The organism is Tepidisphaeraceae bacterium (assembly GCA_035998445.1).
Taxonomy (GTDB): Bacteria; Planctomycetota; Phycisphaerae; order Tepidisphaerales; family Tepidisphaeraceae; genus DASYHQ01.
Map to the genome: position 1 here is coordinate 284,932 of DASYHQ010000018.1, position 22,481 is coordinate 307,412.

Consider the following 22,481-nt stretch of genomic DNA (forward strand, 5'->3'; position numbering starts at 1 on the left):
GCGGTCGATCAAGGATAACATGCTTCCAGTGGCGTGGTGATCGTGTCCCAGTCGGTCTCGGCCAGTGGCTCGGCGGGCGTTGCTGTGTCCAGATAAGACAGGTCCTCGCCCGCGAAACTCGCAAGCTTCAGGCTGCTTTCTGGGCCTTCACCGGGGTAGAACGGCGCCGTCAGCGACTCGGTGGGCACGCGTTCTCCCTTGGCGTCGAACGCGATCACCATCTGCGGTCGGAACGAATCGCGGCGGTTGTAGCGCACCACCACGCCGTAGCGGCCATCGCTTAAGCGGATCTTGCCACCGATCGGGAACGGCTGGATGAGCGAGTGGAAGACCTTCATCAGCACCGGATCGTAGTGCCGCGCCGTCGGGCCGCGCAACATCTCCCACATCGCCCGCGCCGGCGTCTTCGACCGACGATGCACGCGGTCGCTGGTGACGGCGACGAACGCGTCGCAGATGCGCACGATGCGCACGAACACGTGCAGGTTCAGGCCGGGCATGGCATCGGGGTAGCCCGTGCCATCGTAGTTTTCGTGATGACAGCGCGCGATCATCTTCACGCCGGCCGGCAGGGAATCGGGCAGCATCTCGGCGCCGGCGACCGGGTGTTCGCGGATCAGCTGGCGGTCGTCGTCGGTCAGCACGTAGTTGGGCTTGAAGACCTGCGGCAGCGAGAACATCGCGATGTCCATCAGCATCGCGCCCAAGCCCAACGGCGTCAGGTCCATCGCAAGGCTGTTGGACAGGTTGCCAGCGCTGGTCTGCCGTCGGCGCTCGGCAGTCACGTACTCGCGAATCGCCGAGCCAAGCACGATGGACAGGTAGAAGACGCTGCCAGAGTGATCGCTGAGGTAGTTGTCGGGCGTGTTCTGGCGTCGCAGCAGCGCCGCCGACACGGGGTTGGCCTTTAGGTAGTCGATGACCGATGCCGCTGCGTCGCGGATCGCGTTGTAGTTGACCGACGCGATCGACGTGCGGCTGGCGAAGCGATCCTGCACGTCGGCGAGCGTGCTGGCCACCTGGGCCTGGGCGGTGGCGGCGACCTCGCGGTCGCGCGAGTCGTCCTCGAAGTTCACCATGGCGTCGAGCACCGGGTCGCCGATCTTCAGCGTGACGTCCGGGTAGCGCCGGCGCAGCGTGTCGATGTCGTCGGGCGTCAGCATCTTGCCCCCGGGCAACATCGTGCGACCCTGCCAGCGAAACGCCTCGGCCAACCGCATCTGCGGCTGCACATCGGAACAATGCATCAGGAGTGGCATGGGACAACGATCCACGTTCAGCAGGACCCGCCAGCGATCATCCGGGCAAACAGAATGCCCGATAACATCCACGCGGCGGCGATCCCGTCCGGTCTTCATCGACACGTGAACCCTCACCATCCTGAGATATCGCGCTGATGTCGACCTTCCGCGGCAGTTACGAGCGAAACTGGGGTAATCGCGACGTCAATCGGGCCGACCGAAGCACACCGAGCATCTCTACGCAATTAGTTGAGCCCGCTGAACGCGCCGTTCTCGTCCCCCCACTACGCCCAGCGGCAGCTGTCCCTGAGGTCCCGCGCGGTGCCAAGCAGCGCGAGATATTGACAGCGACAATCTCCCACGCGACGATTTGGCCTGCACGAGGGCGAAGCGACGATGCCACTTCCGATCTGAAACTCGGGTTTATTATCGGTCATCGCGCCGCCTGCTTTGCGCTACGTTGTCTGTGATTCCACCTTCTATTTGAGGATTATTGTTTATGCCGAGCCCGAGGTCTGCCTTGCTGCGCCGCGTCACCGATCGCGCCGTGGTCGAGTTGCTTGAGAAACGCCAACTGTTCAGCGCCGCGTTCGACGTGGTGCAGCTGTCAACCATGCGCAACGACCCGGTTTACGCCGGCGTCGATGGCAGTGGCATCGGCGTGGCGGTGATCGACACCGGCACGTACGCCGCCCACCCCGACTTGCGCAACAACTTCAAGGCCTACTACGACGCGGTCAGCAACGGCCCGGTCCTGACGAACGTGGACGACGCCGGTGTTCGCGACCCCGGTGGCCACGGCACGCACGTCGCCGGCACCGCGGTCTCGAGCAACCCTGAGATCGGCGTCGCGCCGGCGGCCGGCCTGATCGGCATTCGCGGGCTGACGGCCGAGGGTGAGGCCTACCCGCGCTTCGACCCCGTGCTGCAGGGCCTGCGGTGGGTGCTGGCCAACCACGAGCAGTTCAACATCAAGGTCGTCAACATGTCGCTGGGCGTGTACAGCGAGAACATCAACTCCGAACTGCCCGCCAGCGACGAATCGCGCGTGATCGATCAGCTGGAAGCCGTCGGCATCACCGTCGTGTCGGCGATGGGCAACGGTTACGGTGGGTTCGTGGCGCCAGGCTCCAGCACGCCGGGCGTCTACTCGACCATTCAGGTCGCCAACACCTGGGAAGATTCCGGCACGGCCAACGACCGCAACGTCATCGGACTCGACTCGTCCGGCAAATGGGGCGTGATCGACAATCAACCCGTCGCCGACCAGCTGTCGGCCAGCAGCCAGCGCAGCACGCTGCCCAACAGCGTCGCCGCCCCGGGCACCACGATCTACAGCACGTGGAACGGCGACGGTGGGCTGATGTACAATACGATCCGCGGCACCAGCATGGCGTCACCGCTCGTCGCCGGCGCCGTCGCGCTGATGCAGGACGCGGCCATGTCGTTCGGCGGGCGCTATCTGGCCCCCGCCGACGTGCTGCAGATCATCCGCCAGACCGCCGATGCCGTCGTCGACCAGCAGACGCCCGGCACGTCGCGCATCCCGCTCACGCGCGACGCCAACGGCCAGCCCGTGCAGGCTGGCCCGGCCGAGGACATCCCGGAGACCGGCAACACGTATCTGCGCATCAACGTCTATAAGGCGATGCAGCGCGTGCGCGACCTGGTGACCAACGGCGGCACCAACCCGCCGCAGGAACCACCGCCGACCGACCCCGGCACCCGCGTGGACGACACGAACCACACGACCGCCTCGGCGATCGCCCTGCCGTCGCTGGACGCCACCTCGACCTACACCGCCACCGGCAACGTCGGCACCGACGGTCAGGTGAACGTGGGCCCCAACGACATCGACCTGTACAAGATCACCCTCGAATCGCCCGGCGTCGCCAGCTTCGCGTTCAGCGGCCTGGAAGCAGGCTTAGACCTTTACCCACGCCTGTTCGACGCGGCCGGTATGGAACTGGCCTTTGCGGGTAATACCGCCACCAGCGTGACCACCCAACAGCTAGCCGCCGGCACCTACTATTTCGGTGTCAGCAGCGAGACGAACACCGCCTACGACATCAACGCCGGCACCGGCGCCACCAACGGTGCCTCGACCGGCGCGTTCACCTTCACCGTCGGCTTGATCAACGACGACCCGAACGGTGTCTTCCAAGGCGCCGTCGAGGTCGACCTGACCAATCCGGACACGATCTACCCCGTGAACGACCTGCCGGCCAGCTTCTTCACCGGCAACATCGACAGCGATCCGAACCCGGTCGACCCGGCCGGCGATCGCATCGATATCGGCGCGACCGACGTCGACATGTTCCGCGTGATCGCGCCCGACAGCGGCACGCTCACGATCGACATCGACGCTATCGGCTCCACTGCCCACTCGACCGATGGCGTCGACAGCTACGTAAAGGTCTTCCGCCTGCTAGACGATGGGACCGTGGAGCTGGTCACCGATAACGACGACGAGGGCGCCGGCAACACCGATAGCTACCTGCAATTGTCGCTCGAGGAAGGCCAGACGTACTTCGTCGCCGTCACCACGTACGGCAACCGCAACTTCGATCCCGCCGATCCGTTCAACCGCACCAGCGAGGACAACGAGACCGGCCTGTACGACATGTATCTGAGCTTCGAGAACGGCGACGTCAACGGCACGCTGTTCGGCGCCGTCGACCTCCTTGAGGCGCAGCAGAACGGGGTCGTGCTCGGTCAGATCGGCGCCGACTTCGGCGCGCCGCTGGCGGGCGCGGCGACGAACGGCGGGTATAAGGACGTCGACTTCTTCACCTACACCGCCCCCACGGATGGCCTGCTCGACGTGACGGCCACCAGTGACAACATGAACCCCACCGTGGCGCTGTGGCAGCTTAGCGACGACGGCACCGACGTGGTGCGCGTGGGTGGCGATGCCTCGACCGGCGCGCGCGTCGTGATGATGGTGACGGCCGGGCAGGAGATCGGCATCTCCGCCACGGGTGAGGGCAACGGCGCGTTCAACTGGTTCGCGCCCGCCAGTGGCACCGGCGGCGACACCGGCACCTACGAGTTGACGGCCGTGTTGCGCGACCCGTCGGACGTGAAGACCAACGACTCGGTGAACGGCGGCACGCCCGAGGCGCTGCCGCTCAACACGCCGATGACGCGCAACCTCGGCTTCGATGGTCCGCTGGCCAACGGTGAGGCCGACGTCGATCTGTACCAGATCGTCGCCGGCGCTGCGGGCAATTACACGTTCATCGCCGACACCAGTGCCGAGCACAGCGCCGACACGGTACTGCGCGTCTTCAATTCGGCCGGCCAGGAGATTGCGTTCAACGACAACGCCAGTGCCACCACCAACGGTAGTGAGCTGACGGTTACCCTGGCCGCCGGGCAAACCTACTACGTGGGCGTCAGCGGTGCTGGGGCGTCGGCGCGCAGCTATGACCCGATCACCGGCAACGGCGCCGGCCCGGGCAGCCGTGGCAACTACGTGTTGTTCGCGTCGACGGATGCCGTCGTCACCGAACCCGCACCCGACCTGACCGCCGTCGTGGCGGCCCCGCGGCTGTTCACGACGCTGGTGCCGCTGGACCGTGGCGTGGTCGACGTGCGCGTCTCCAACGCCGGCGACCTGACGTTCCGCGCCGCGGTCGGCGTCGACGTTTACATGTCGACCGATCAAACGCTGGACGGCAACGACGTTCTCGTGGGCACAATGAAACCCCGTCGACTGGCGATGCGGCCCGACGCCACCAAACTGCTGCGCATCCGCATGACGGTGCCGGCCAACACCGGTGAGGGCACGTACTACCTGCTGGCCAACGTGGATCCGGCCAACACCGTGGTCGAGAAGAGCGAGGCGAACAACGTCGCTGTGGATGCCACGCCGCGCGAATTGAAGTGGCAGTTCGGCAACGTCGGCGCCCGCCGCAATGTACGGCTGACGCTCTCGGACGGCGCCGACGTGCCGGTGACGTTCTACCTGCGTGGTCCCGGCACCGGACAGGTCACGCGCGACGTGAACGACGGCATCTTCGACCTCTCCTTCACCGGCACCACCACCCGCTCCAGCGGCAGCCTGCGGTCGCGCGGCGTCTCGGCGATCGACGACATCTCGATCGCCGGTGACTTCCGCACCTTCACCGCACGCACGGTCGACCTGCTCGGCGAGGTGATCACCACCGGCGTTCGCGGCAACTTCCGCTTCCGCAATGGCTTGGTGATCGACGTGGTCGAATAAGCCGCTAGGCGCCGTTCAGTGTGAAAACAGGCAGGGCCGGACGAGCAATAGCTCGTCCGGCCCTGTTCGTTCTGCCCGTAGCATGGGCGTCCCGCCCATGACTATGGATTGAAATGGAAAGAAGATTTGTGGCAACCCGCTTCGACCGAGCCGCGGCCCAAAATTAAACTGCTGACCCTATTTCGGCCATGGGCGAGACGCCCATGCTACGTGCAGCGGGGCCAGCATCTACCTAGCGATCAGCGGGTTCAAAGCGGATGACATCCAGAACGTTCGGCCCATCATTCCGCAGTTCGATTGCCGCGGTGCTACGGACCGTGCGCATCGTTCCCCTATCGTCCTTGAATTGCATTTCGATGTTGCCCGCCCGATAGACGCGACCGGCCATGCCCGCTCCAAGCGGCACGACAGCTGTCCGCGAAGCGTCGGTTGACGATGTCGGGAGCGTCATCACCAGCGTTATGCTTAGCAAGCGACGATCCACCGGCTCAGTCGGCGAGGCCGGCGCGATGGCGCGCAGCGTCGTCGACTTCGTGCCTGCGGACAGGCCGCGGACCTGAACTTGGCCGTCGCCGACGTTCTCCTGCAATTCGGGCATCGCCGCATTGCCAGCATTTGATTGGCAACCGATCAACAGCACCGCCAGCATCATCGCGATCAACAAGCTCATCGTTCACCTCGCTGCGTCCGCACGATCGTCGACCGGCGGCGCGATCAACCGATCGATCGCCACCATCGCGAGCCCCGCGAGCCGATGGCGGGGAACGGCCCGCACGTCGATCTCACCGAACCGCTCCCACATTGCGCCTGCCCGCACCGCCGATGCGATGCGTTCGACGGTGCCGGGCAGTTCGGTGACGCTGCCCGTCAACACGACGCGGTTCAAGCCCATCATGTTGATCGCCCCCGCGATCACCAGGCCGGCGGCATCAAGGGACTCGCCCAGTGCGCTGCCGACGCCGTGTCGAGTTACGCGATCGACCGTGGCCTGCCACCCGCCGCTACCGTAGCCACGGCCACCGGTGACCACCATCGCCAGCGCATCACGCGACACCATCGTCTCCAGGCACCCGGTGCCACCGCAACCGCATTTCCGCACATTTCCCGCGACCGGCGTGTGCCCCAGTTCGCTGGCCAGCGGTAGCGGTCCACGGTAGACGGTACCGCCGATCATCGCCGCGCCACCGACGCCAGTACCAAAGTCGACGTGCAGGAAGTTCGGCGACGCCGGATCGATGATGTGCTGCCCCATCGCCAGGCACGCGCACTCCTGCACCACGTGTACCGGCGCGTTCAGCGCACGTCCCACTTCAGCCAGCAGGTCGACGCCTTCGATCCAGCGCAGGTTCGACGATAGCAGCGATCGACCCGCCGACTCGTCGACCACACCCGGAACGCTGATTAAGACCGCCTCGGGCCGGCGCGGCAAGGCTGCGGCAGCCATGCGGCGCACGTTTCCCAGCCAGTCTTTGAAGTTGCCAGCGGTCGGTGTGATCTGTGACCACACGTCGCTCAGCCGTGGCGCAACCGCAAGCGCCGCGACGCGCGTGTGCACGACGCCGAGATGAATCGCCAGGAAGCGTAGCCGCCCGCCGTCCAGGCGCAACATGTGGCTGGGCCGGCCGAGGCGCGGGGGTGGCGCGGGGTCGGCGATCGGTTCACCATGATCGGTGAGCACCCGGTCGGCGATCAGCTCGTCGACGATCTTGCCGGCGGTGGGCTGGCTCAGGCCAGTCTGCTGCGCCAACTGGGAGCGCGACGCGGCTCCGGCGCGCAGCGTTGCCAGGACGATTCGCCGCCGATTCATTTGACGCAGGTCGTTCGGGGTCGCCATGATGTTCCGCAGGATGCGCGACGGGCCCGCGTCGCTGTCCGCTCGTACGCTAGCAGGGTAGGTTGACAACCCAGCACGCACTTAATTAACATTGCTAAGTATCTATCTCAGGAGGCTCGGTGTCAAAGGTTCGCAAAGCCGTCATTACCGCCGCCGGTCGCGGCACGCGCCAGTATCCCGCCAGCAGCGCGGTGCAGAAGGAAATGTTCCCGCTCGTCGATCGCGACGGTCTGACCAAGCCGGTCATCCAGATCATCGGTGAAGAGGCGATCGAAAGCGGCATCGAGGAGATCTGCATCATCACGGCGCCCGGTGAGGAACAGCAGTACCGCGATTACTTCCGCCGAATGAGCGACCAGGACGTGAGGTCGTTCCGCGGGAAGGACTGGGCCATCCTGGCCAGCGAGAAGCTCGGCGCGTTCGGCGAGCGCCTAAAATTCGCCGAGCAGCACACGCCCGACGGTTTCGGGCACGCCGTCTATCAAGCCAAGGAATTTGTCGGTGACGACCCGTTCCTGCTGCTGCTGGGCGACCACGTCTACATCAGCGAGGAACGCGTGCGTTGCGCGCAGCAGCTCATCCGCGTGTACGAACAATACATGCTGGACGCCGTGACCGGTGTGCAGCCGACGGTCGAGAAATTGCTGCACCTGTTTGGCGTCATCCAGGGCAACCCGATCGACCCGAGCAAAGGCCTGTACAAGGCCGGCCTGATCTACGAGAAGCCACCGATCGAAATGGCGCGCGAGCAAATGGTGACGCCTGGCCTGCCGGCGGGCAATTACCTCGCCCACTTCGGCATGTGGGTCTTCAACCCCGGCATTTTCGACTCGATCGAATATCTCATCAAAAACAACCTGCGCGAGAAGGGCGAGATCCAACTGACGGCCGCTCAGGAACATTTCCGCCAGCAGACCGACAAGTATTGGGTGGCCGTTACCAAGGGCCAACGCTACGACACCGGCATTCCCTACGGCCTGATGGAAACCCAACTGGCGCTGGCCCTCAACGGCGTCCACCGCACGGACATCTGCGAAGCCATCGCGCGCATCCTGGCAATGCAGGTGAAGGATTAGCTCTACTTGCGCCGTCCGGTCCCCTCTCCCGGTACTCCGGGAGAGGGTGAGGGTGAGGGTGACTCGTGCTTACGAGAGCTGTCAGCAGTTCGCAATCACCTCAGCCAACCTCTCCCGGAGTACCGGGAGAGGAGCCGGAGCGAGCCCGTCGATTAACCGCCTGCCCTTCAGTACACTCCACGCCCCATGAACGTTCCCAATCCTGATGACGTTGTCGATCGACTGAGGGCCTTTCAGGCAGCCGTGCGCGACACGGTCCGTCGCTCGCATGCGCCGGCCGCCGGGGGTGGCGCGGGACCGCTGCACGCAGTTAGCCGGTCGTCGTCGGCCGACACCATTTACGCGATCGATACCGCGGTCGACCCGATCCTCGAGTCGTTCTGCGAAGACTGGGGAAAAACGACACCACTTGTGCTGGTGGCTGAGGGTTTGGAAGGACCGGACGGGCACGAGGTGGACCAGCGCATCTTCCCCGCCGGCGCGACCGAGGCCGACGCGAAGATCCGCGTGATCGTCGACCCGATCGACGGCACGCGCGGCATTATGTACGACAAACGCCCCGCCTGGGCATTGGCAGGCGTGGCGCCGAACAAGGGCCCGCAGACGCGGCTGCGCGACATCGAAGTGGCCGTGATGAGCGAACTGCCGACCAGCAAGATGGGCCACGCCGACGTGCTGTGGGCGATCAAGGGTCGTGGCGCGCACGGCCAGCGCGTCGACCTGCGCACTGGCGAAGCGTCGGCGCTAATGATCGCGCCATCGCGGGCCGACAAGATCGATCACGGCTTTGCGTCCGTCGCCAGCTTCTTCCCCGGCACCAAGGTATTGGCAGCCGAGCTGATGGAACACCTCGTGCGCAATCTCATCGGCGCCGCCGACGTGACCAAGGCAACCGTTTTCGATGATCAGTACATCAGCACAGGCGGGCAACTGTACGAGCTGATCATCGGTCACGACCGCTTCATCGCCGACCTGCGGCCGCTCTTCTACAGACTTCAAGGCCAACCCGAAGGGCTCTGCTGTCATCCCTACGACTGCGCTACGTTGCTTGTGGCCGAAGAGGCCGGCGTTATCGTTACCGACGGGCTCGGCCGGCCCTTGGATGGCCCGCTCGACGTGACGACCGGCCTGTCGTTCGCGGCCTACGCAAACAAGGGGCTACAGAGCCGCATTGAACCTCTGGTGAACGCGTTCTTCAAAGTACGTGGGCTGTCGGTCTAATCCTGACCCCGCATGAGTCGCGCGGATGCCCTTACATAGCCGCCGGCTTGCCGGTGGTCTTTCTTCACCCGATGAGAAGAACACCGGAACGTAGGTGGTTATGTGGCACCTATGACCACAACGCACAACGCGCTAAGATTGTCCCGTGACCGACAACGCCACACCACCCCAGCAAGACATCGCGATTATCGGTGGTGGCGCCGCAGGCCTTACCGCGGCGATCTTCGCGGGTGAGACGGCTGCGCCGGGCAGCAGGATCGTCGTCTTCGACGGCGCACGCGTCTTGGGGGCCAAGATCCTCGTTTCTGGCGGTGGCCGCTGCAACGTGACGCACGACGCGGTGAAGCCGGCCGATTTCAACGGCTCGCAGAACATCGTCCGCAACGTGCTGGCGGCGTTCGATGCCGATGCCACAGTGCGATGGTTCCGATCGCTCGGCGTCGAGCTCGTGCGGGAGCCGACCGGCAAGCTCTTCCCGGTCGCCAACTCTGCCAAGGCGGTCGTAAGTGCGCTGTTGCGCCGCTGCGCCGAACTGGACGCAACGCTGCAAACCAACAGCCGTGTGCGGCAGATCATCCCACCGGCCGCGGATGATCAACCCTTCACGATCGTTTACGACGATGGCGTAGCCCGCTTTGGGCGCGTGATCGTCTGCACCGGCGGCCGGTCACTGCCACGCAGCGGCAGCGATGGCGCGGGATGGGAGATTCTGCGACAACTTGGCCACACCGTCACCCCCACCTACGCCGCCCTCGTGCCGCTCGTGCTGGCGCCGCAGATGTTTCACGCGGCGCTGTCGGGCATCGCGCAGGAAGTGGAGCTGTCGACGTTCGTCGGCGGCAAGCGCATCGACCATCGCAGCGGCAGCTTGCTCTGGACGCACTTCGGCATCAGCGGCCCCGTGGTGATGGACGCCAGCCGCCATTGGACGATCGCGCAAGAGAGCGGACAGGAGGCGGTCCTGCGATGCAACCTCCTGCCCGGCGAAACGTTCGATAGCACGGAGAAGTGGCTGGTCGAATCCACCGGCGATCGGCCTAAGGCGTTGGTGTTGAACCACCTGACCCAGCGCGTGCCCGAGCGCGTGGCCGCCAGCATTTTGCAGCACGTTTCGATCGACCCCGCGACCCCAGCTGGCCACGTTTCGCGCGATGCCCGGCGGGCGCTGGTTCACGCGCTCACGGGTCTCGTTCTACCCGTCGTTCAACAGCGCGGCTGGAACTACGCAGAAGTCACCGCCGGTGGCGTGCCGCTGAGTGAGATTGATTTTCGCACGATGCAGTCGCGCAAGGTGCCTCGCTTGTACCTCGCTGGCGAGGTGCTCGACTGCGATGGGCGCATCGGTGGGTTCAACTTCCAGTGGGCTTGGGCAACTGGCTATCTAGCAGGACGCGCCGCGGCGAAGCGCTGACCGCTTGGGGCGCGGTCCGCCTGCTACAACACCGCGTTGGACAAATGGAATCGCACCCCGGCTTGCTCCGCGGCCGCCAGATAAGTCTCGGCGGCCTTCAGGTCGCGCAAAATGGTGTTGGGTTGCTTGAAGTCGTTCAGGTTGGCCGTCACGTATTCGATGAGCGTGCGCACTGCCTTCAACCCCTCGGCAGCGTCGTACCATCGTTCGGCGGGCAGGCGCATCTTCGACACGTCGAACCCGTCGGCGGTCATCTGGGCGGCGAGCTTCTCGGTGCTTTCCGACAACAGTGAGGTGATCGGCGCCACGCTGCGCCGCCGGGCGGCGCTGTCGATGCGGTCCGACTCGCGCGCCAGCGCCTTGCCGGTCTTCGTCTTCGCGTAGGCCGCGGTTGCCTCGGGCAGGTCCTTCTCGAGCGTTACGATGATCGCCAGTGCCATAGTTCGCCGGGTATACCACGACCGCGATCAGGCTTCCACGGCCCGCGCAACCCGCGTTCGCGCACGGCTCAGCTGAATCGCGACCAACGTGAGGTCGTCGTGCAGCGCCATCGGCCCGCGGAACTCGTTGACGAGTCGGATCGTCGCGTCCAGCAGGCCCTGCGACGATCCATAATGGCCGAACAGCGCCTTGCGCAAACCGTCGGCCCCCAGCCGATCGCCGCTGGGCGCTTGGGCGTCGGGCAGCCCATCGGTGTAGAGCAATAGACCGGCCTCGGGCGGCAATGCGAATCGCTCGGTGGGATAGGCGATGTCCGCCTCAATCCCCATCACCAGTTCCGGTGTGATCGGCAGTTCGTCGTATGCGCCACCTTCGCAAATCAATGGTGGTGGATGGCCAGCGGTGGCGATGTCGATCACGCCCTGCTCCAGGTCCAGCACGAGCAGCGTCATGGTGACGAACTGGCCGTTGAAGACCTGCACGCAGAGCTGCCGGTTGACCTCCTGCAGGCACTTGCCGGGCTCACCGACGCGCGGCATCGTGGTGCGCACGAGCAACTGCGTGGTCGCCATCAAAAACGCCGCCGCCATGCCGTGACCGGTGACGTCGCCGATCGCGATCACCGTTCGCCCGTCGGGCAGTTCGAACCAATTGTAGAAATCACCGCTGATGTGACTGGCGGGAATATTGAGCCCCGCCACATCAATCGATTTTGGCTTTTCGGTGGTATCGCGGTCCGGCAGCCATGCGAGTTGGATCTCGCGGGCCTGATCCAGTTCGCGCCGCAACATCGCGTGCTGCATTCGTTCGGTGCGCACACGTTCGCGAATCATGACGATGGCAGTGCTCAGCAGCACGGCCGTCAGCCCGACGATCGCGATGCCCGCCCAGATGATCGCCCGGCGGAAGACGCTGACGAGGTCGGTATCTACCGCGTCCATCGACGTCGCGATGTAGACCCACCACGTCTTGCCCGGCAACTTCACCGGTTCCGCACTAACGATCGCGGGCTGCAGGCGCACGCCCTGGAAGTCGATCCTGCGCTCAAACAGCAGCGTCGCCGACTCGCCGCGCGAGATGACCTGCTTTACCGATGCCTGCAGGGTTTCGTCCGGGATGTTCAGCAGGTTCATGCCAACCATGGCGGTGTTGCTGGTGGCCATGGTGGCAAGCGCATCGTCGACGAGCGTCAGGCCCATCGTCGACTGTTTGTTCACCTCCTGCATGAACTGCTGGTCGATGTGTGCCACCGGCACGGCGGCAACGAACACGCGGGCGTCGTCGGCACTGGGCACGCAAACGAGGTTCATGCCTTGGCCGTCAACCTGTTGATACTTGCTGACGGCGGTGGTGGTGATGCCGGTCAGCCAGGCCATCGTCTGCGCGACGATGGCCGCGGTCGGGGTGGCGTCATCGGTGGCGCCGATGTCGGTTGCCTGGCCAGCCGTCTTGTCGAACACGAAGACACGCGACGCGCGACCCTTCAACTGCTGCCACATCAGGTCCGCAAGTGGCGTTGGCGACGGCGCCTGGACTGACATTTCGGGCAGACTCGTGGCCTCGGCTTGGCGCAGCAGGTTGAGGTCGGTCGCGATGCCGTCGTAGAAGCTTTCGATGCCGCGCGCGGTCTGGTTTAGCAGCACCGTCTGCCGGGCCGCGGTGCGGTCGATCAGTTCCTTCCGCGTGCGGTCGTACACCTCGCGGGCCGCGAAGACGACGAACGCGATAAGGACGGCAAACGCCAACAGATGGGCGAGCAAGATCCGGCGGGCATATCGCTTGGCGGCTTCATCCATGGGTTATCCGGCTGGTCGGATGCCCATGCTAACGCCGCGATTGCTAAAGGTGAAATTAATCACTGCGACGGCTGGCTGATCAGCAACACCACCGGGAACGCGGAGAACAGCTCGGCACACGTAATCGAAGGATCGCCGTCGTCGTCGATGCGATGCACCGTATTGGTGAAGACGTCCAGCAGTCGCTTCCCGCGCGCCGCGGCTGGCAGCAGCAAGCGGGTGTTGCGCCAACTGCGTTCCCCCATTGGCGGCGCGCCATCATCTGACAGTCCCACGACCAATCGCGGCACCGCGACGATCGCCGTCATGTCGCCGCTCGTGCGGGCATACGCGAACAGATGTTGTGATCGATCGCCGTTCGCCTGCAGCGGCTGATAACTACCGGACGTAAATACCCCCGGATAATCCCGACGGGCACCCAGGGCGGCGAAGTGGATGAGTTGCTTGGCCCGACCATCCTCTAAGTTGCTCAGCATCTGCCCCACAGCCGCCGCGTGCTTCTCCGGGGTCGCCTCAAGAGCCGCCCGCGTATCGTTCAAGTGTTGCATTCGCCGGGTGTAATCAACGGGCCGGCGGTTGTCCGGGTCGACCAGGCTCAGGTCCCACTCTTCGGTGCCCTGGTACGTATCCGGGACACCCGGACAGGTCAGCTTAATCAGCGATTGCGACAGGCCGTTGATCATGCCGTAACGGTTGACCTTGCGCTGGAAGGCGAGAAAGTCATCGCGGAACGCCGTCGCGATGGATGGGTCGAAGATCTTGGAGATGAACGCCGCGACGGCGGCTTCATAGGCGGTGTTGCTGTCGGTCCAACTGGTGTGCACCTTCGCCTCGCGCATGGCCTTCACCATGAACGCCCGTACGCGATTCTCGAAATCGGCAGCGGCGGCATCGGAACCGGCATCAATTGGCCACGCGCCGACCAACGTCTGATAGATTGCGTATTCCTCGTTCCGATCCGGCACCGTCTGTCCCGCCACCTGCTGGCGATGCGGCGCGTTCAGCTCGCCCCACCGTTGCAAGTGCCGCTGCCACTCATCGGGAATCTCCGATAGTACGTTTAAGCGAGCGCGCACGTCTTCGCTGCGCTTCGTGTCGTGCGTCGACAGCGTCGACATCGCGTACGGCCAATCGCGCTGCCGCTCGGCGAAGTAACGATGCAGGTCGTCCGGCGAGATGCCGAAGTGCGACGGCTCGCCACCCACCTCGTTCAGCGAAAGCAGGCGGTTGTAGATGTAGAACGACGTATCCTCGATGCCCTTGGCGGTCGTGGGCGAGGTTAGCTGTTGGAACTTGCCGATGAACCGCCGCTGCGCCGCGCGATCGTCTTCCGAGAATCGCTTGCCACCCCGCATCAACAGCGTGTCGCGAATGAAGTGGAAGACCGCGGGCCCCGTCTTCGGATTCCGCTCGATGGCGGCGTCGGTCGCGGCTTCGATTCGTTTAACGTCGACGTCGGAGGTGCCGTCATCCGTGATGTACGACCGATAGACCGGGAAGCAGGCAATCATTTCCCGCAGTGCATTCGTGAGACCGGTCAACGTGAAGTCGCTGTAGCGGCGATCGCGTTGGGCGACGTTGTCGAGCAGGATCGCGAGCATGCGCAGCTCGCTGGCGAGCGAGATCGTGAGGATCAGCTTCTTCTTCTCGTACACGAGCTGCTCGAACGACGTGTGCCCGCCGGTCCATTCGTCGTAGAGCTTCGTGAAGGCTTCGGCATTGGTGGCGTCGACGAAGAGGCCGTTGGCCATGTTCAGGAAGTCGTACCCGCTGGTGCCGTGCAGCGCCCACTGCGTCGGCAGCGGCTCATCCATCGCCAGGATCTTCTCGCCCAGCACGTACAGCGGCCAGCGATTCGGGCCGTCACCAGCAGACGGAAGATCGCGTTCCAGCCGTTCGAGCAGTGGTGGCCGAACCGCAGTCCAATCGACGTCCTTCAACTCCGCATCGTCCTGCACGACCTGTTGCGCCACCGCGAGCAGATAGTGCGCCTGCAGCCTACGGAAGTAAGCCGCTGGATCGTATAGGCCGTCGGGGTGATCAACGCGAAGCCCGGCAACTTTGCCCTGCGCCAGCAAATCGAGCGTAAATCCATGCGCCGCCTCGAACACCTCCGGCCGCTCCATCGCCAGGGCGGCCAAGTCGTTCACGTCGAAGAACCGGCGGTAGTTGATCTCGTCGGGTGCGGACTTCCAGTACGCCAGCCGGAAGCACTGGTGTTGCAGTAGAGCGTCTAAACGATCGAAGCTGGCCGCGTCACCGGGCGTGCCGTTAAACGCTGCCACGGCCCGGTCGATGAACTGTCGAGCGGCGTCGTTGGCCGTGGTCAGCTTCGCGAGCCTCTGCTTGATCTGTTCCTTCGCTGCGTGGCGCTCGTCAGTCACCGCCGGGCCATCGCAGCGATCTGGCAGCGCTTCGCAGGCGGTGATGATCTCGCGCAACTGCGCACTTACGGACGCGTCCAGTCCAGCGGCGTCCAATCCGTGCGATAGCACCTTCGGGTACGCGCGCGGCGAGATCGGGAACGTTCGCTCGTAATACTTCACCGCAAACGCCCCGCCGTCGTACGCGAGCTTCAGTTCACCCTTCTCCAGCACGTCGCCGTAATGCGACCCGAGCGTGGGGATCAGCACCCGGCCATGCAAGCTGGCCCGCGGTGAACCTTCCCACGTGATGTCGAAGAATCGGCCGTAGCGCGACGCGGGACCATTCTCCAGCACGTCCTGCCAGAGTTGATTCGCGTTCGTCGCCACGCCCATGTGGTTCGGCACGGTGTCGAGGATGTGCGACATGCCATGCTGCTTCAACGCCGCCAGCAGCGCCTCGTAATCGGCGGGCGTGCCCAACTCGGGGTTAAGCGTGTTGTGGTCGATCACGTCGTACCCGTGCGTGCTGCCGGGCACCGCTTCCAGGTACGGCGAGGCGTACAGATGCGTGATGCCTAGATTAGCCAGATACGGCACGATCGCGGTGGCGTCGTTGAAGGTGAATCCCTTGTGGAACTGCACGCGATACGTGGATTCCGGCAGTCGGCGCAGCGCGGCGCGATCCAGCGTTTTGCGGAGGATGCGGGACAGATCGTCGGTTGAGATGGCCATTACTTGCCCTCGCCGCTCTCGGACTTCCGCTTGGGCGCCTGCGCCGAACCCGCATGCTTGATGCGCGTCGATACCGTGGCCTGATCTTCCGGCAGCGGTCGCAGCACGACCGTACAGCGGCCCAGGATAAACCATCCCTCCTGCTCCGTGTCGGGCGCGGGCGTGCCCGATCCGCCGTACTGCGGATGTTCGCTCGACCACACCAGCGACCATCGCTGGCCAGCGGGTGGCGCCAGCAGCGGCTCGGGTGCAATGTCGAGGGTTAGATCGTTTCCAAGGTTGACGATCAGCAGGCGGTCGTCGTGCCCTTCGCCGAAGAACCGCAGCACGAACGCATCGTGGCCCAGCACGGCACCGTCGATGTCCCCGCGTCGCTGCACACGGCGAAAAGCGGCTTCGGATCGCCGCAACGCCAGCAGGTCTTTATGGAACTGGAACATCTGCTGGTGGAACGGCTTCGGCCGGTCGGCCGGGTCCAGTTTCGACTTCAGGAACGTCTGCTCGTCGGCCGGGTCGAGCAGGTAGGGTTGCATCGCGTCGGTAGCGACGCTGGGGAACTGCGCCAGTTCCTTGGCCCTTCCCGCGGCCACCAGCTTGGCAAGGTCGGGGTTGTGGTCGGCGAAGTAGTGGAACGTGCTGGAGGCGGCAAACTCCTGGCCCTGGAACAACATCGGCGTCTGCGGCATCAGCAGCATCAATGCAGTCATCGCCTTCCATTGCCCGGGCGACGCGATCTGGTGAGCGCGATAACCGCGCCCGCTGTTGGCCACTTGGTCGTGGTTCTGAAGGAAGTGGACGAATGCCGTCGGAGGCAGATCGAGCGCGGGCGATCCGCGGCGCTTCTTCTGGTTCTTGTAGCGCTGCCCTTGGTACAGATAGCCCCATTTGGCCGACGAGATGAATTCCTGCGCCGTGCCGGGGTGGTCGGTGTAATACGATTCGCTGCGCCCCGAGAGCGCGACCATCGCGCTGTGGTGAAAGTCGTCGTTCCAGAGCGCGTCCATCCCGTAGCCACCGCCAGCGATCGGTCGAACGAGTTGCGTGTTCTGCGGTTCGTTTTCGTTGATCAGGTAGATGCTGCGCTTGCCCGTAGCGGCGCGCACCTTCTCGGTAATCTCGGCCAGCAAGTGCTTCGGCGACGTGTCGACGATCGCCTGGGTCGCGTCGTACCGAAAGCCATCCATGTGGAACTCGGTGACCCAGTAGAGCGCGTTGGAGACGAAGAACTCGCGCACGGGCGCACTGTTGTGGCCGTCGAAGTTCAGGGCCTCGCCCCAATCGGTGGCGTGCTCGGCGTTGAAGTAATCGTCTGAATACTCCTTCACGTAGTTGCCATCGGGGCCGAGGTGGTTGTAGACCAAATCGAGGATGACGCCGATGCCCAGGTTGTGCGCCCTGTTGACGAACGCGCGGAACGCATCGGGTGATCCGTAGTGGTGGAACGGCGCGAACTGATCGACGCCGTCGTATCCCCAGCCAAACCGACCCGCGAATTCGGCCACGGGCATCACTTCCAGGCACGTCACGCCGAGGTCCTTCAGGCCCGCCAGCTCGCGCGTGGCGGCCTCCCAAGTGCCTTCGGGCGTGAAGGTGCCGATGTGCATCTCGTACAGCACCTGCCCGTGCGCGGTTACGCCGCGCCAGTCACCGTCGGTCCATTTAAAGGCATTTGGGTCGACCACCTGCGACGGGCCGTGCGGGCCCTGCGGCTGAAAGCGCGAGACGGGATCGGGGTAAAGGTAGTTGACGTCGTCCAAGCGGTAGCGGTAGAGCGAGCCGGCCTTGGCATTGGGCGCGAGGCCCGCGAAGTAGCCTTGATCGTCGCGCGTCAGCTTGACGGGTTGCGGGTCGCCCTCGATCACGACCGCCACCTCGCGGCGCTTCGGCGCCCAGACGCGGAAGTGGACGCCTTGGTCGGAAATGACCTCCGCGCCCACCGGCAACCGTCGCGCCGAACTTACGGTCGCACTCGTTTTCTCGACGCTCGAATCAACGGGCATGTTGGATCGCTCCACAGGAAGATCGTCGGCAGCGGTCGCGCTGTCGCTCGCGGGACGTATAGCATGGGCCGCAGCGGGCTCCTACGTGCAAAAAACCTGACGCCGCCGTGGGCACGCACGTTCAATCGTTAGTGACGAGGTTCCGTTCACCTCGCGATTGGCGCGGTTGCTGTGTTGGCGGCCCGGCGCAGGACGTCCACCTCGGTCGACGTCACGTTCTGTCCTGCCTCGTCCGCCTTCACAGTACGCAGCAGCACGACCGATCGGCCGTACAGCGGGTACTGCTCGCGCTGTGGGCGCACGCGCACCGGTAGCGGCCGATCGGGCTCGGCGGTGTCGATCAACGTTTGCCAGACGTCACCATCGGTGGTGGATGGGAGCGTGAACGGAATTTCCTCCCAGTGCGCGTTCAGCATCAACAGGAGCGTGTCGCCCTTGATCGGCACGCCCCGCTCGTCGACGTCGTTGATCATGTCACCGGCCAAGCGCACGCCCAGACACTGTACAAAGCCGGCGTTCCACGATTCGTCGCTCATTTCGGCGCCGCTGGGGTCGAAGAACGAGATGTCCTTAATGCCCTGTCCACGAATCGGTCGGCCGACGAAGAACTTACGGCGTTGCAGCACGGGCTGGTCGGCCCAGATGCGGTTGCAGGTTTTGCAGAAATCCAGGAACGCATTCTTCCGGTCGTCCAAGTCCCAGTCGAACCAGGTCAACGGATTGTCCTGGCAGTAGGTGTTGTTGTTGCCGAACTTGGTTTTGCTCAGCTCGTCGCCACCGAAGATCATCGGCACGCCTTCAGAGAACAACAGCGTTGCGTAGAGGTTGCGCTTCTGGCGCTCGCGAAGCGCAATGATGCCCGGATCGTCCGTCGGCCCCTCGACGCCGCAGTTCCAGCTCTCGTTGTCGTTGGCGCCGTCCTGATTGTTCTCGCCGTTGGCCTCGTTGTGCTTCTGCTCGTAGCTGACGAGGTCCTGCAGCGTGAAACCGTCGTGCGCGGTGATGAAGTTGATGCTGGCGTACGGCTTGCGGCCGTTCTCCTGATACAGATCGCTGCTGCCCGACAACCGCGTCGCCAGTTCGCTCACCAGTCCGGGTTCACCCTTCCAGAACTTGCGCACGTCGTCGCGATACTTGCCGTTCCACTCGGTCCACAGCACCGGGAAGTTACCAACTTGGTACCCGCCCGGCCCCACGTCCCACGGCTCGGCGATCAGCTTCACCTGCGACAGGATCGGGTCCTGATGGATGATGTCGAAGAACGCGCCCAGCCGGTTCACGTCGTGCAGCTCGCGGGCGAGGGTGCTTGCCAAGTCGAACCGGAAACCGTCGACGTGCATTTCGGTTACCCAATAGCGCAGGCTGTCCATCACCAGTTGCAGCACGCGCGGGTGCATCATGTTCAGCGTGTTGCCGGTGCCGGTGAAGTCGACGTAATAACGCATGTCCTCGGCGCTCAGCCGGTAATAGCTGACGTTGTCGATCCCGCGCCACGACAGCGTGGGGCCCATCTGGTTGCCCTCGCAGGTGTGGTTGTAGACGACGTCCAAGATCACCTCGATGCCGGCGGCGTGCATCGACCGCACCATCGATTTGAACTCCTGCACGCTCTTGCGCGGCGACTGGCTCGACGCGTACTCCAGGTGCGGCGCGAAGTAGTTCAGCGTGTTGTAGCCCCAATAGTTCGTCAGCCCCTTCGTCAGCAGGTCGCGGTCGTCCAGATGCGCGTGGACGGGCAGCAGTTCGATCGCCGTCACGCCAAGCGAAAGCAAATGGGCGATGACCGGTTCCGATGCCAGTCCCGAGTACGTGCCGCGGCGGTCCTCCGGAACATCGGGGTGCTGCATCGTCATGCCGCGCACGTGCGCCTCGTAGATCAGCGTCTTGTGCCACGGCGTGTTCGGGCGACGGTCGTCGCCCCAGGTGAAGGCGGTGTCGATCACCGAGGCCAGCGGCGCGTAGGCGGCGTTGTCGCGATCGTCGAACGTCAGGTCATCTTCGCCGACCCTGTACGCGAACAGCGAATCGTCCCAGTTCACGTTTCGCCCGAGCGCTTTGGCGTACGGGTCGAGCACGATCTTGTTCGGGTTGAACCGCATGCCGGCCTGAGGGTCGTGCGGCCCGTGAACGCGGTAGCCGTAAAACTGGCCGGGCTCGACGTCGGGTAAGTACCCGTGCCAGACCATATCGGTGTGTTCGGACAACGTGACGCGGTGCGACTCGGTGGTCGACTCCGGACCGTCAAAGAGGCACAACTCGACCTTCGTCGCGTGCTCGGAAAATAAAGCAAAATTCACGCCCGCACCGTCAAACGAGGCCCCAAGCGGATAGGGACGACCCGGCCAAACACGCATAGCGATTCCTTCTGACATCTCAATTTACCGCCCGATTTTTCGGGCGTTCCCACTCGAAATCCCATTGTTCCCCCACCAGGTTGGCGGGCGTAGGCAACGGAAAATGCAAAGGGTGTACCGCGGCGGACCTGCACGCTTCGGCGCAACAGGCAGAGCGTTTGCAACGGGCGCCAGCATGGGCAAGAGCAAGGGCGCGGTTGCGCCGTCGATTTCAACCAAACTACCGCGATCGTCGGGCGTGCTGCTGCACGTTACCTCTTTACCCGGTTCGCACGGCATTGGCGACCTTGGGCCCGATGCATTTCGTTGGTTGGAGATGCTGGCGGCCGCAAAACAGTCGTGGTGGCAAATGCTGCCACTGGGGCCACCAGGCGCGGGTAACTCACCCTATCAATGCTTCTCGGCATTCGCGGGGAACCCGCTTCTGATCAGCCCCGACGCGCTGGTGGCGGATGGGTTGCTGGATCGATCCGACCTGCCGACCGATCGCGCCCCGACCGGTCCGGTGAACTATGACAAAGTCGAACGGCAGAAGACCGCGCTGCTGATCCGCGCCTTCGACCGGTTCCGCACACCAACCAAACAACGTAAATGGGCCCCGCTCGCTCAGCGGTTCCGCAAAGGCAACGCTTCGTGGCTAGATGATCTCGCGCTGTTCATGGCACTACGCGAAGCGCACGACGGGCAAAGCTGGACGCAGTGGTCCGCCGAGCTGATGCGCCGCCGCCCCGCCGCCCTTGCCGAGGCAAAGCGAACGCTCGCGGCGCGCATCGAGTACCACGCGTTCCTGCAGTTCCTGTTCTATCGCCAGCTCGACGCGCTGCGCGACCGCGCCCGGCGGCTCGGCGTGAAGCTGATCGGCGATCTGCCGATCTTCGTCTCGGCCGACTCCGCCGACGTCTGGGCGAACCCGCACTTGTTCCAGCTCGACCGCGAATTGCGCCCCAAGGCCGTCGCCGGCTGCCCGCCCGATGCGTTCTGCGGCACGGGGCAGCTTTGGGGCAACCCACTGTACGACTGGCGCGCCGCCGAGCGCGACGGCTACGCCTGGTGGGTCGCGCGGTTGCGTGCGTCGCTGCGACAGGCGGACCTAGTACGGCTCGATCACTTCCGCGGCTTCGAGGCCTACTGGCGCGTGCCCGTCGGTGACGCGACGGCCGAACACGGCACGTGGACGAAGGGACCGGGACCGGCGCTGTTCGAGGCGTTTCGCGACGAGATCGGTTCACTACCGTTGATCGCCGAGGACCTAGGCGTCATCACGCCGGCGGTCGAGCGGTTGCGCGACCGGTTCGAGCTGCCGGGCATGCGCATCGTTCAGTTCGGCTTCGGAGACGACGCCGCCAACCCTCACCTGCCACACAACTACGTTCCAAATGCCGTCACCTACCCCGGCACGCACGACAACGACACCTCGGTCGGCTGGTATCGCTCGCTCGATGCCAACCAGAAGTCGGGCTATGAACGATACACCGGCCAGCAGACCGGCCGCGATGTGGCATGGCAATTGATTCGCCTCGCGTGGTCGTCCGTCGCGTCACTCGCCGTGGCGCCACTGCAGGACGTGATGTCGCTGCCAAGCAGCGCCCGCATGAACCAGCCCGGTACCGGAACCGGCAACTGGCGGTGGCGGCTGAGCGATTTCGACGCCGCGGAAGCTGGGATGGAACGTCTTGGCGAACTCACTGAAACGTTTGGCAGGTCAGCATCTTCGCCACAGCATGAATGATCGATCGGTTGGTACCGACGCGTTGTCGCGTTCCGAAGGGCCAGGTAGAGGA

Annotated in this window: 13 protein-coding genes; 5 read left to right on the forward strand and 8 right to left on the reverse strand. The window is 64.4% G+C overall.

Going from position 1 to position 22,481, the window contains the following annotated elements:
• Positions 1-8 precede the first annotated feature (8 nt).
• Positions 9-1,259, reverse strand: a complete 1,251-nt coding sequence (locus tag VGN72_07895) for an HD domain-containing phosphohydrolase (protein ID HEV7299271.1) — start codon at positions 1,257-1,259, stop codon at positions 9-11.
• A gap of 502 nt (positions 1,260-1,761) precedes the next feature.
• Here VGN72_07895 and VGN72_07900 point away from each other — a divergent pair.
• On the forward strand, positions 1,762-5,469 hold the full coding sequence (locus tag VGN72_07900; GenBank protein HEV7299272.1) for a S8 family serine peptidase: 3,708 nt from the start codon (positions 1,762-1,764) through the stop codon (positions 5,467-5,469).
• Between the two features lie 232 nt (positions 5,470-5,701).
• On the opposite strand, the gene VGN72_07905 is transcribed toward VGN72_07900, so the two are convergent.
• Together VGN72_07905 and VGN72_07910 are read right to left on the reverse strand one after the other, a co-directional pair.
• A complete protein-coding gene (locus VGN72_07905; protein HEV7299273.1) occupies positions 5,702-6,139 on the reverse strand; it encodes a hypothetical protein in 438 nt (145 codons plus the stop codon).
• A 3-nt stretch (positions 6,140-6,142) separates the two neighbouring features.
• The gene (locus tag VGN72_07910) at positions 6,143-7,303 is read right to left on the reverse strand and encodes an ROK family transcriptional regulator (protein ID HEV7299274.1); all 1,161 of its coding nucleotides are present in this window, start codon (positions 7,301-7,303) and stop codon (positions 6,143-6,145) included.
• Between the two features lie 119 nt (positions 7,304-7,422).
• On the opposite strand from VGN72_07910, the gene VGN72_07915 reads away from it, so the two are divergent.
• The 3 genes from VGN72_07915 to VGN72_07925 all read left to right on the forward strand — a co-directional run bounded on the left by VGN72_07915 (position 7,423) and on the right by VGN72_07925 (position 11,011).
• Complete coding sequence (locus VGN72_07915) at positions 7,423-8,379, forward strand: sugar phosphate nucleotidyltransferase (GenBank protein HEV7299275.1); 957 nt, start codon at positions 7,423-7,425, stop codon at positions 8,377-8,379.
• Positions 8,380-8,565: 186 nt separating this feature from the next.
• Positions 8,566-9,600 carry a hypothetical protein gene (locus VGN72_07920; protein ID HEV7299276.1) on the forward strand — a complete coding sequence of 345 codons (1,035 nt, stop codon included), beginning with the start codon at positions 8,566-8,568 and terminating at the stop codon, positions 9,598-9,600.
• 145 nt (positions 9,601-9,745) lie between these two features.
• Entirely contained in the window at positions 9,746-11,011 is a 1,266-nt protein-coding gene (locus VGN72_07925) for an NAD(P)/FAD-dependent oxidoreductase (GenBank protein ID HEV7299277.1), read from the forward strand.
• A gap of 23 nt (positions 11,012-11,034) precedes the next feature.
• On the opposite strand, the gene VGN72_07930 is transcribed toward VGN72_07925, so the two are convergent.
• The 5 genes from VGN72_07930 to glgX all read right to left on the reverse strand — a co-directional run bounded on the left by VGN72_07930 (position 11,035) and on the right by glgX (position 20,718).
• On the reverse strand, positions 11,035-11,451 hold the full coding sequence (locus VGN72_07930; protein HEV7299278.1) for a hypothetical protein: 417 nt from the start codon (positions 11,449-11,451) through the stop codon (positions 11,035-11,037).
• Between the two features lie 27 nt (positions 11,452-11,478).
• Positions 11,479-13,248, reverse strand: a complete 1,770-nt coding sequence (locus VGN72_07935; GenBank protein ID HEV7299279.1) for a PP2C family protein-serine/threonine phosphatase — start codon at positions 13,246-13,248, stop codon at positions 11,479-11,481.
• 59 nt (positions 13,249-13,307) lie between these two features.
• Positions 13,308-16,346, reverse strand: a complete 3,039-nt coding sequence (treY, locus tag VGN72_07940; protein ID HEV7299280.1) for a malto-oligosyltrehalose synthase — start codon at positions 16,344-16,346, stop codon at positions 13,308-13,310.
• Positions 16,346-18,346, reverse strand: a complete 2,001-nt coding sequence (treZ, locus tag VGN72_07945; GenBank protein ID HEV7299281.1) for a malto-oligosyltrehalose trehalohydrolase — start codon at positions 18,344-18,346, stop codon at positions 16,346-16,348. The genes treY and treZ overlap by 1 nt, the downstream gene beginning before the upstream one ends.
• 146 nt (positions 18,347-18,492) lie before the next feature.
• Positions 18,493-20,718, reverse strand: a complete 2,226-nt coding sequence (gene glgX / locus VGN72_07950) for a glycogen debranching protein GlgX (protein ID HEV7299282.1) — start codon at positions 20,716-20,718, stop codon at positions 18,493-18,495.
• Between the two features lie 157 nt (positions 20,719-20,875).
• Between glgX and malQ the strand changes: the two genes are divergently transcribed.
• Positions 20,876-22,429 carry a 4-alpha-glucanotransferase gene (gene malQ / locus VGN72_07955; protein HEV7299283.1) on the forward strand — a complete coding sequence of 518 codons (1,554 nt, stop codon included), beginning with the start codon at positions 20,876-20,878 and terminating at the stop codon, positions 22,427-22,429.
• The last annotated feature ends 52 nt before the right edge of the window (positions 22,430-22,481 follow it).